Annotated in this window: 7 protein-coding genes and 2 pseudogenes; 4 read left to right on the top strand and 5 right to left on the bottom strand. The window is 34.3% G+C overall.

Translation table 11 applies throughout. The features are described from left to right. A pseudogene (locus H1P_RS26550) lies at nucleotides 1-448 on the top strand (MFS transporter); the annotation flags it as partial. Nucleotides 449-606: 158 nt separating this feature from the next. Here the strand turns inward: H1P_RS26550 and H1P_RS26545 are convergent. After that, nucleotides 607-813: pseudogene (locus H1P_RS26545) on the bottom strand (ISH3 family transposase); the annotation flags it as partial. 183 nt (nucleotides 814-996) lie between these two features. On the opposite strand from H1P_RS26545, the gene H1P_RS26540 reads away from it, so the two are divergent. Further along, a complete protein-coding gene (locus H1P_RS26540; RefSeq protein ID WP_144873274.1) occupies nucleotides 997-3,048 on the top strand; it encodes a prolyl oligopeptidase family serine peptidase in 2,052 nt (683 codons plus the stop codon). Nucleotides 3,049-3,117: 69 nt separating this feature from the next. Here the strand turns inward: H1P_RS26540 and H1P_RS26535 are convergent, their stop codons facing one another. The 3 genes from H1P_RS26535 to H1P_RS26525 form a co-directional block, all read right to left on the bottom strand. Continuing rightward, nucleotides 3,118-3,543, bottom strand: a complete 426-nt coding sequence (locus tag H1P_RS26535) for a putative toxin-antitoxin system toxin component, PIN family (RefSeq protein ID WP_144873271.1) — start codon at nucleotides 3,541-3,543, stop codon at nucleotides 3,118-3,120. An 8-nt stretch (nucleotides 3,544-3,551) separates the two neighbouring features. Further along, a complete protein-coding gene (locus tag H1P_RS26530; protein ID WP_222427252.1) occupies nucleotides 3,552-3,938 on the bottom strand; it encodes a helix-turn-helix domain-containing protein in 387 nt (128 codons plus the stop codon). A gap of 151 nt (nucleotides 3,939-4,089) precedes the next feature. Then, entirely contained in the window at nucleotides 4,090-5,094 is a 1,005-nt protein-coding gene (locus tag H1P_RS26525) for an outer membrane protein assembly factor BamB family protein (RefSeq protein WP_144873269.1), read from the bottom strand. A 298-nt stretch (nucleotides 5,095-5,392) separates the two neighbouring features. Here H1P_RS26525 and H1P_RS26520 point away from each other — a divergent pair, with 298 nt between their 5' ends. Beyond that, a complete protein-coding gene (locus tag H1P_RS26520) occupies nucleotides 5,393-6,412 on the top strand; it encodes a glycoside hydrolase family 10-like protein (RefSeq protein WP_144873266.1) in 1,020 nt (339 codons plus the stop codon). 89 nt (nucleotides 6,413-6,501) lie between these two features. Here H1P_RS26520 and H1P_RS26515 read toward each other — a convergent pair whose 3' ends face one another. Further along, entirely contained in the window at nucleotides 6,502-7,989 is a 1,488-nt protein-coding gene (locus tag H1P_RS26515) for an alpha-amylase (RefSeq protein ID WP_144873263.1), read from the bottom strand. Nucleotides 7,990-8,326: 337 nt separating this feature from the next. On the opposite strand from H1P_RS26515, the gene H1P_RS26510 reads away from it, so the two are divergent. Next, nucleotides 8,327-9,997 carry a DUF3685 domain-containing protein gene (locus H1P_RS26510; RefSeq protein WP_144873260.1) on the top strand — a complete coding sequence of 557 codons (1,671 nt, stop codon included), beginning with the start codon at nucleotides 8,327-8,329 and terminating at the stop codon, nucleotides 9,995-9,997. Nucleotides 9,998-10,553: the final 556 nt, after the last annotated feature.

The raw sequence follows: 10,553 nt of genomic DNA, 5'->3' as shown, positions 1-10,553 counted from the left end.
AGGAGAAGCCCATACTAAACTGGCAATGACTTTATTTTTTGTCCTGTTAGGTTTAGCTGCTTTACCAGCAGGCCAACTTGCTAGTAAATTAGGAAACTCTCTGGGTATGATTATAGGGGGTTTGGGAACAGTTGTATTTTTGTTGGCTTTACTCTTTTTGCCCAATGGATTAATTAAGATAATTGCCATCGCTCTTTTGGTATTTGTGTTGAGTTTGATTCTTAATGGAGCAGTACCTTTTGCCTTAAGTTTAGTTCCCCAATCTCATGGAGGATTAGGTGTGGGAATGTATTTTGGCGGTTTTGGTGGTGGAATTAGTTTGTTCGATTTTCTTGGTACTCAATTAGGGAGTTTCACTCTGGAAACTAGTGTAATCCTTAGCAGTATTGTTTTTTTATCTGCTGTACTTTGTATGGTTATGTCGCAAAAAATAGGAAGGAGTGTATAGTACAATACAACTTGAGCAATCATATTTACGGCTTTCACTTTCAGTAGATCGCCAAAAAGGCGATCGCCAATAGAATGTATTCTATGCTACTTTTTTGCTCAATTCTCTCTCCTATTTATATTAAATTTACTTATACAAAACTGAAAAATTTATTGAGATTAACCAGAAGGAAGATAAATGGCTTCTCTTACTTGATAAATTCGGTCTACACTTTGACGCAAAAATTCCAGCATTTGTTTGAGATTAAATATTTCACGATAAATTAATCGTCCTCCCCGTCTTGGTTGACTAATTTTTCGCCACAAAATATTTATCCAGATATTAACTAGAAGAAAAGAGATGCCAACGTATAATAATCTTAGAGAATGAACTTGCATTAAGGTTTTTAAACGAGAAAACGCCTCTATCTTTTGTTTGACTGCATACTAGGCTATTTTTTGTACTAAACTAACAGCATAGTCAAAAGCTTCCTAATTTCTAAATATTGACTTGGTGACCTTCACTTCTTACTTTAAATTGACCCTACTCACTTAATTCTATAATTAACAATGAATACTTTTAATTATCCTGTAAGCAAACAAACTAAAGATTCAGAAAACCTTTTTGGGATTGAAGTAAAAGACCCCTATCGTTGGTTAGAAAATCCTGATAGTGAAGAGACTAAAGCGTGGGTTACAGCCCAAAATGAAGTAACTTTTGGTTATTTATCTCAATTAGAAATTAGAGAAAAACTCCAAGAAAGAATTACTCAATTATGGAATTATGAAAAGTTTGGCGTGCCTTTTAAAAGAGGAGATCGCTATTTTTATTTTAAGAATGATGGCTTACAAAATCAAAGTGTTTTATATACTTTAGAATCTTTAGAAGATGAACCACAAGTTTTATTAGACCCCAATAAATTATCTGAAGATGGGACTGTTGCTTTATCGGGTTTAGCTATTAGTGATGATGGTAGTTTGATGGCTTATGGATTATCAACTGCTGGTTCGGATTGGAATGAATATAAAGTAAAAAATGTTATCACAGGTGAAGATTTAGCAGACCATCTTAAGTGGATTAAATTTTCTGGTGCTTCTTGGACAAAAGACAATCAAGGCTTCTTTTATAGTCGCTACGATGAACCCAATGAAAAAACCAAATTAGAAGATGTTAACTATTATCAAAAACTTTATTATCATCGCTTGGGTACTGAACAAACAGAAGATGTTTTAGTATATGAGCGTCCTGATGAAAAAGAATGGGGTTTTGGTGGTCGAGTAACCGAAGATGGACGTTATTTAATTATTAGTGTGTGGCGTGGTACCGATCCTAAAAATTTAGTTTTCTATAAAGATTTAGAAAATCCTAATGCCAAAGTAATTGAATTAATTAACGAATTTGAAGCTAGCTATCGTTTTATAGATTGTGATGATGATATCTTTTGGTTTAGAACAGATTTAGATGCACCCAAGAGTAAAGTAATCGCTATTGATATTAACAATACCGATCGAGCTAACTGGCAAATAATTATTCCTGAAGCTGAGGAAACTTTAGAAGGAGTAGTGCTACTTAATAATCAATTTGTTGCTGACTATCTAAAAGATGCGCGATCGCAAATTAAAATTTTTGATTTAGATGGGACTTTTATTCGTGAGATAGATTTACCTGGTATTGGTTCAGTTGGCGGTTTTGGTGGCAAAAGATACGACACGGAAACCTTTGTTTCTTTTACAGGGTTCACCACTCCTTCTACTATTTATCGCTACGACATGGTAACAGGAACTAGTACGATCTTTCGTCAGCCAAATGTAGATTTCAATCCCGATGATTACATAACCAAACAAGTCTTTTATCCCAGTAAAGATGGTACAATCATTCCCATGTTTATCACCCATAAAAAGGGATTGCAACTAGACGGAAATAATCCTACTTTTTTATATGCTTACGGTGGCTTTAATTTCTCTCTTACTCCTAGCTTTTCGATTGCTAACTTAGTATGGATGGAATTAGGCGGAGTTTATGCTGTTCCCAATTTACGAGGTGGTGGGGAATATGGGGAAGCTTGGCATCAAGCAGGAATGAAAGAAAACAAGCAAAACGTGTTTGATGATTTTATTGCAGCAGCAGAATGGCTAATTAACAATAAGTATACCTCTTCCGAGAAACTTGCGATCGTAGGTGGTAGTAATGGCGGTTTATTAGTAGGTGCTTGTATGACACAACGTCCCGAACTTTTCGCGTGCTGCTTACCCGCAGTAGGTGTTATGGATATGTTGCGCTTCCATAAGTTTACTATCGGTTGGGCGTGGTGTTCGGAATACGGCAGCCCTGATGATGAGGCAGAATTTAAGACACTATATGCTTATTCTCCCCTACATAATCTCACATCGGGTACTAAATATCCAGCCACCCTAATAACTACCGCCGATCATGACGATCGCGTTGTACCCGCCCATAGCTTTAAATTTGCAGCAGCTTTACAAGAAGCACATCAAGGAAATAACCCTGTATTAATTCGTATCGAAACTAAAGCGGGACATGGTGCAGGAAAGCCTACTGCTAAAATTATTGAAGAAATAGCTGATAAATGGGCTTTTTTAGTTGATAATCTGGAAAGATAAATTTTGCAATAAGTTAAAATTTCGTCTCAAACATAAGAGTAAATAGTCATTCGCCCTGAAAAACCGAAGTTAATTTTCCTCGGAATTTAATGCGCGAATAAATAAAGTGGGATTGAGAATCTGTGTGCCATGATAATGTTTGAGTGGAAGTAGATGCTTCTTATCCAAGCTCACTATGTAATCAGCTTTTGACTCATAAGCTGCTGCTAAAAACATATTGTCTTCTGGATCGATATTATCTAAACGAGTTGCTTCATAAGCACCAGGGATATAAAGTGCTATCTCTGCGATAAGTGCCACTAAATCTTCTATATCTGTTTGAGGAACATTCTTTTGAATGAGTTTGACAACTAATTCTCGCATTAATGGCGGTGCCATAATTAGTGTAAAGCGTTGTTCGCGCCAACTATTGAGAATTTGCACAGGTGCGCTTTTCTGATTTTTACTGAGAAGTGCAGCAATCAAAACTGAAGTATCTAAAACAACTTTAATCACCTACTGCCTCATTTATCTTTAATTGAAGCATTATTAGCTATTTTTGCTCTAACTGTATCAAATTCTGCCCATATTTCTTGCACTGAACGTTGAGGTGCTGTCATAGCGCGATTTAACCCACGAGAGATGATTTCATCAGCCAATGATAACTCTTCTGCTGTCGGAGAAGAATCTGCTTTTATTTCTGCTTCAAGCTGTAACAACTCATTGGGAGTGCAAGAAAAAAACAGACACAGTTTTGCCAGCGTCTCAAAAGTAATACCTTTTGTTTTTCCTGTTTCTAAAGCACTTAATTGTTTTTGTGTAATGCCAGTTTGTCTGGATAATTCAGATTGACTAATTTTTCCATGCATAGCGCGAAGCACTGCCAATTGAGGCTTTATTTTAAGTGTCATTGCTGCCACCTACTAATTGCAATTATATTTTATACGGTATATATTATACCCTTTAGGTTAAATTACTAGATTGTATGTGTTATAAATATTTTTTGGTTTGGTATTACTTTTGAAAACTCAATTCAATTTATAAGCTGCTGCTAAAAACATCTTACTCTAAAGAAACGCCAATAATTTCACCACTTGCTGTACCAAAGCATAAATTATTTCCTGACCAATTTAACGATGTCGAAATTCTTTTACCAACTTTAATTTTGGAATAGCGATTAGTATTATCAAAATGATAAATCATACCAGAGGAAGTTCCTACAATAGCACTTAACTCGTTTTGTATATAAATAGGTAATATATTTTGACTATTATGTTGGATTTTTCCTATATTAATAGACTTATTTGTTTTAATACTAAATATACAAAGTGAATTGTCTTGACCTATAAAGGGAACTAATCCTGAATGTTCTTCTATATTTTGTAATTTTATTTTTTGTTCTATTTCAAAATCCTGTACATTGAAAAAATTAGAATCAACTCTATAAAATTTACTCTCTGTATGCTGAAAAATTAAATAGCGATTAATACCTTTCCAACTACCAGAGCTACTTAGAGGAATATAATCAAAATTAGCTTTAGTCCAGATTCCGTCGATCTTTATTTGATTTATTTGTTGACCTGTTGCTAATTCTAAAAATATTATTTGCGATTGATTATTAAATGCAATACCAACATTTAGTTGATTTTCGGAAATAAAAATACGATTTATTTTTTTATTTACCGTAGTAAATTCCCAACAAATTTTTCCTGTTGTTGCATCAATACAGAATAAATTTGTATAACCACGCCATCCACCAACAATTACGCTATTCTCCGAAGCATGAAGCCAACCAAAAATACTCTCTAATTTTTTTGGCCAGATTTGTTGACCAGAATCTATGTCAAAAGCCATAAGAAAATCATGCTGATTAAGATAAAAAACTGTCTTACTATTTAAAGCTAACCATCCCCAAGGATTAATAACATTTACGCTCCAGTATTCTTCCCCCGTTCGACTATTAAGACAAAGAAGCTTTGAATGATTAGCTAATGCGAAAACTTTATTATCAGAAGCAGTAATGATATGAGCAATATGATGTATTTTGATGCGCCAAGCAATTTGCATAAACCTTATAATTTAGTATAAATATTAATCACATGAATACTCTATGTAAATTAACACTAAATTCTAAAGTTGATTTAATCGTAATTTTTTAACGATCCCAATTACAAGAAAAAATTACAGACACTTTTGAGGTCTAAAAATATTATGTAAGTTTTGAGGAAACTATAATGAAAAAATCAATGAATTACCGAATAATAAAACTTTAGAGTAATTTATCGATCTTGCTAAAAATTAATAATTATCTATTCCTTTTTAAACTGACGTAATATATAACTTATTTCCTCTTACATTTTACATTATGAAACAAATACAGGGAGTTTGGATTGCTAATCATCCTCATAGTCAAGTTTTAGCATCTCTAGAAAATACCAAACAAGCGATTAAATACCTCAAAGAAAAAGAATTCAATACGATCTTTCCCGTAATTTGGAATCGAGGTTATACTTTGTATCCCAGTGCGGTGATGCAGTCTTATGATTTTCCCAAGATAGACCCTTTTTATGATAAACAGAATCGCGATCCTATTGCCGAAATTATTACGGAAGCCCATCAAAATGATATTAAAGTAATTCCTTGGTTTGAGTATGGTTTTGCTGCATCTCATTTAATTAGTGGAGGACATCTTTTAAAACAAAATCCTGATTGGAAAGCAATTAATTCCCAAGGAGAGAGAGTAACTCATGGTGGCTTAACTTGGATGAATGGTTTTCATCCCCAAGTGCAGCAATTCATGTTGGAATTAGTCTTGGAAGTAGTGAAAAAATATGACGTAGATGGTATCCAAGGATGCGATCGCTTTCCTGCTGCTCCGATACAATCAGGATACGATACCTACACTGTAAGTAAGTACCAAAGAGAATTTAATCATGCACCACCAAAGAACGATCGAGATCCTCAATGGATACAATGGCGTGCTAATTTGCTTACAGAATTTTTAGCTAATTTATATCAGCAAGTAAAAGCAGTAAAACCCAATATCTTATTGTCTCTTGCTCCTGCGGTATATCCTTTTTGCTTACAAAATCTCTTACAAGATAGCAAAGCTTGGGTTAATAAAGGTTTAGTTGATATAATTCATCCTCAGATATATCGTTCGGATTTTTTCCGCTATCGTCACGAAGTCAACCAAATCAAAAAGTATTTTAACTCTTCAGATTTAGCTAAATTTGCTCCTGGTATTGCTCTCAAAGCTAATAATAAGTATGTTAGTAAACAGGATTTACAAAAATACCTCAAATTAAATCAAAAAACAGGCTTTTGTGGACAAGTAATCTTTCACTACGAAGAATTAAGGTCGAGTTCAAATGATAAAAACTAGCTAATTGTTATTTTATTCTTGCTTTAAGTCTCAAAATTAAACAATTTTTTGCACATACCTATTACTTATTACTTATTACTTATTACTTATTACTTATTACTTGCTTCCACCCATACAGATACTGAACCTCCATTACAGCTAAATTCACCCCAACCATGTTCATTAGTGGTTACAGTATGTTCGAGATGCTCGGTGACATCATAAAAAGCTGTGTTAGGTTTGCCAACTTCCATCCATTTGCTACCACCCCAACTATTACTAATCAATACCGCCATTGCTTGAGGATGTTCTGCATCACCTAATCTTGTCCAGCCGATAGTGTTAGGATGATCGAAGTAATTATATTGTGCGCCATAGGCATAGTTGCGACGGGCGTAAAGGAGTTTATCAATAATCCAGTGGTGGCTATTTAACCAGATTTCATGTTCGTTGCCATCTCTTCCTTTATCTTTGTAATGCGCGCCGAAATAATCGGGATAAAATACACAAGGATAGCCTTCTTGACGCAGCAGAATGAAAGCATAAGCTAAAGGTTTAAACCAATCTTCTACAGGGGATTCTAAAGCTTGAAGGGGTTGAGAATCGTGATTTTCCACAAAGGTAACAGCCAGACTGGGTTGTTGCTGCATCAGTGTATTATCGAGAATCTGACGCAAATCATAGCTTTCTCCTTGGCGACTAGCACGATGGAAATTGTAGTGGAGGGGTACATCAAATAAAGACATTTTTCCCTCTGTATTTTTTATATACCAGTGCAAAGCATTAATATCATCTGCCCAATATTCTCCAACAGTAAATAAATCTTTCCCTGTGTTGGCTCGCATTTTATCTAACCAGCCTTTAAAAAAAAGAAAACTAATATGTTTAATCGCATCAAGACGAAAACCATTAACTCCTGTAGTGTTTAAATACCATTCTCCCCAGTGAGTTAGTTCTTCTCTAACCTCTGGATTACTCATATCCAAATCACAAGCCATTAAGAAGTCATAGTTACCATGACGAGGATCGACATCAGTTTGAAAATGTTTATCCTTTAAACGATAAATGCTATGGTCATTCCAGTCAAAAGCATTATGATTAACTGCATCAAAATGTTGCCAATTCCATTTAAAATCTGAATACTTATTTCCTCGCCCAGGAAAATTAAATTTAGTGTATGTGGATATCTGTCTGTGTTCTCCCATAGTATGATTGCGATTATCATGAGCAACGGGAATTGCATCTACTGTCTCTGCTTCATCTCCACCATTTTTATGATTGACTACCACATCTGCATATACTTGCAATCCTGTTTGTTGAGCGGTTTTAATCGCTGTTAAATATTCGCTTTTTGTACCGTATTTAGTTCTAATTGTCCCTTTTTGGTCGAATTCTCCCAAATCAAACAAATCGTAAGCACCATAACCCACATCGTAGCCTCCACCACTAGCTTTATAAGCAGGAGGTAGCCACAAAGCAGTAATCCCAATATTCGCTAAGTCTTTAGCTCTTGCTGTAACTTCCTGCCACAATTTACCATCAGGGGGTAAATACCAGTGGAAGTATTGCATTATCACTCCATTTGGTTGATATACCATATGTTATTCCTCTTGCTCCTGAAATCTCGAAAAATTAGTTATAAATTATCAGTATTTGGTAAAGTTGGTGAGTAGCTATAGCGTTTCTCAGATTTATGAGATATAAATTTAAACTTACTGGAAAACTTTAAAATCCTTATTCTCTGACTTCACGTCTGATATATTTTATACAATAAAGAATTGCTGTAAACTTGATCGATTATTAGGTGGGCGTGCTAAAAAATCTGAGATTTTCTTTCTGAAGCTATTTTATGTTCATCAGTAAATAAACATAATACCAATAAATAGCCATTAACGATTATCATTTTGTTTAACCTGTGGAAGTTAACAGTAAGTGATGAGTGAAAAACAGATCGAATTGTTTATAATCGATCGCGATCCTATATTTAGATTAGGTTTGTGTACTGCTTTGAGTCACTATGGGGATTTTGAAATCGCAGTACAAGAGAATACGACAGATGATATTTTCCGCCAATTAGAAGAGGGTTTTATGCCCAATCTTATTCTAATTGAATGGGATATTGAAGATAAAATCGATAAAAAGCGCAATCCTTTGGTGTTTTGTCAACAATTAAGACAAGAATATCCCCAAATACCGCTTTTTTTGTTGGCTGCTAATTGGGAAGCCGATGAGATTGTTAAAGCCAAAACAATGGGAATCAAGGGTTTTTGCAAAAAGGGAATTAATATCGAAAATTTAGTTTATGGTTTGCGGAAAGTTGCAGCAGGAGAAATTTATTGGCAAGAAAAGAATCTCCCTGTCAGCAATCCTAATCTCTTACAAAGAACTTTATCCCAGATTAGTCAACCAGGTAAACAACAACTTACTACAGAGCTTAACGATCTTGAAAGTCGTTTAGCAAACGAGGATTTATCTATCTGGGAAAAGTTATTATTCTCAGGAAAAAAAAGAGAATTAAAAACGGCTAGCTGGTTACTTAATAGTCTTACAGGAGAATATAACGAGCCAATCTCGAATAATATCCCCACATCAAAAGCGTTACCAGAAGCTAAGAAAAATCAGCTTTTATCACCGCCCGAAATTGCTATTGCAACTATTAATACCGATTCAGTTACAGCTAAAGTTTTTAATCGAGTTTTAAGCGATATTAGTCAAGGAGTTGCTAACTATACAAATCTCTGGTTAGAAATTGATATTTTACAACCTCCAGCGAGACAAAAGTTATTTTATTTAATTATTGAAAATCTGGAAAAAGCAATTTTAGAATTTGAAAGAGAGCGGGATATCATTTTACAGACAGAACAAAGTCTTTATGAAATTTGGCAAAAAACCACTATTAATTTTTTCTTTCAAAACTATCAAGAGAATTCCGATATCGATTATGACACCTTTTTAACAATTTGCGATCGCGAATATCAAACTATTAAAAGCAGTATCTTCTCTCAAATTTATTTTGCTACCGAGTTATTCCCCTATTTAAGTTGGGAACAACCCTTGATTATCGATCGTATCAGCTATCGACCTGATGCTCCCGAAGCTACAGTAAGAGCAGTTAATTTACTTCATAATTTAATCATTCAAATCGCTAATGGAGTAATGCAAGTAATTTTAAATTACTTTGCCGAACTAGAAACTTTTAAATACAATCTCTACGATAGTAAATACAATAATTCTCGTAAAATTGCCCGATTTCGTAACGAAGTTGTTTGGAGATATCGTCAAGCAAGATATTGGAATCATCCCAAAAATATCTTTGAAAGCTGTTACCAATTATTTGTTTTACGTAACGGAATAATCAAACAACTAACCATAAATACTCCCAGAGATCGAGAACTGTATCAACTGCAAGGATTACCCTGGTTAACAACTATAATATTAGAATTAAGAGACGCAACATCTCCTCGATTGCGAGCGCTTATTGCTTTGATTGGTAATGGTTTAGTCTTTACTTTAACTCAAGTAATTGGTCGTGGTATTGGCTTAATTGCTAAAGGTATTATTCAAGGAATAAATAGTACTATTCGCGATCAAAGTAAAAGAAAATAATTAAAATTACTACATTATTTTAATATGAAATAAGGCATAACATAGAACGTAAAATTACTTTTAAATAGACTTATTTTGTAACTGCCTAGATACGAATAAAAGAAGTAGTTAAAAGGAAAATAAAATGATGATAATCTTTTAGTTATGAGTCTGGAAGAGAAAGAACACAACCGCCAATACAGCTCACATTCCGCAGAAAAATTTAATTTCTTCGTGATTTTTTGAGCAATTTAGTCTACACACTTTAAGAGATAGAGAATACAGCGATTTTAGAAACAGAATAAGAACTAATATATTATTTGGTGTTTTTGAAGATTGGCGATTGCTATAAACGGCTATATTCAAGCAAATTCATTTAATTATTTCCTTGAGAAAATTATCTGCGGAATGTCAGATACAGTGTTGAACAAATCGAGATAATGGCGATCGCACTAACCTAACTTTTAATCTTGAATACACTGAAGATGCCGATCCAGTGAACTTTGGCACTGTCGCCTTTGGTGAGGGCATTGCTGATATTCCTCCAGAACGAGTAACTAATAATCCCGACGATAGC

This window comes from Hyella patelloides LEGE 07179 (genome assembly GCF_900659865.1).
Classification (GTDB): Bacteria; Cyanobacteriota; Cyanobacteriia; order Cyanobacteriales; family Xenococcaceae; genus Hyella; species Hyella patelloides.
The sequence above is the reverse complement of the archived record's forward strand: the minus strand, read 5'-3'. Positions and strand labels throughout refer to the sequence as shown.

What these genes read in the sequence shown, in the direction of transcription:
- H1P_RS26530 (WP_222427252.1), bottom strand. Translation starts at nt 3,938, where the DNA reads ATGACACTTAAAATAAAGCCTCAATTGGCAGTGCTTCGCGCTATGCAT.
- H1P_RS26515 (WP_144873263.1), bottom strand. Translation starts at nt 7,989, where the DNA reads ATGGTATATCAACCAAATGGAGTGATAATGCAATACTTCCACTGGTAT.
- H1P_RS26510 (WP_144873260.1), top strand. Translation starts at nt 8,327, where the DNA reads ATGAGTGAAAAACAGATCGAATTGTTTATAATCGATCGCGATCCTATA.
- H1P_RS26540 (WP_144873274.1), top strand. Translation starts at nt 997, where the DNA reads ATGAATACTTTTAATTATCCTGTAAGCAAACAAACTAAAGATTCAGAA.
- H1P_RS26520 (WP_144873266.1), top strand. Translation starts at nt 5,393, where the DNA reads ATGAAACAAATACAGGGAGTTTGGATTGCTAATCATCCTCATAGTCAA.
- H1P_RS26525 (WP_144873269.1), bottom strand. Translation starts at nt 5,094, where the DNA reads ATGCAAATTGCTTGGCGCATCAAAATACATCATATTGCTCATATCATT.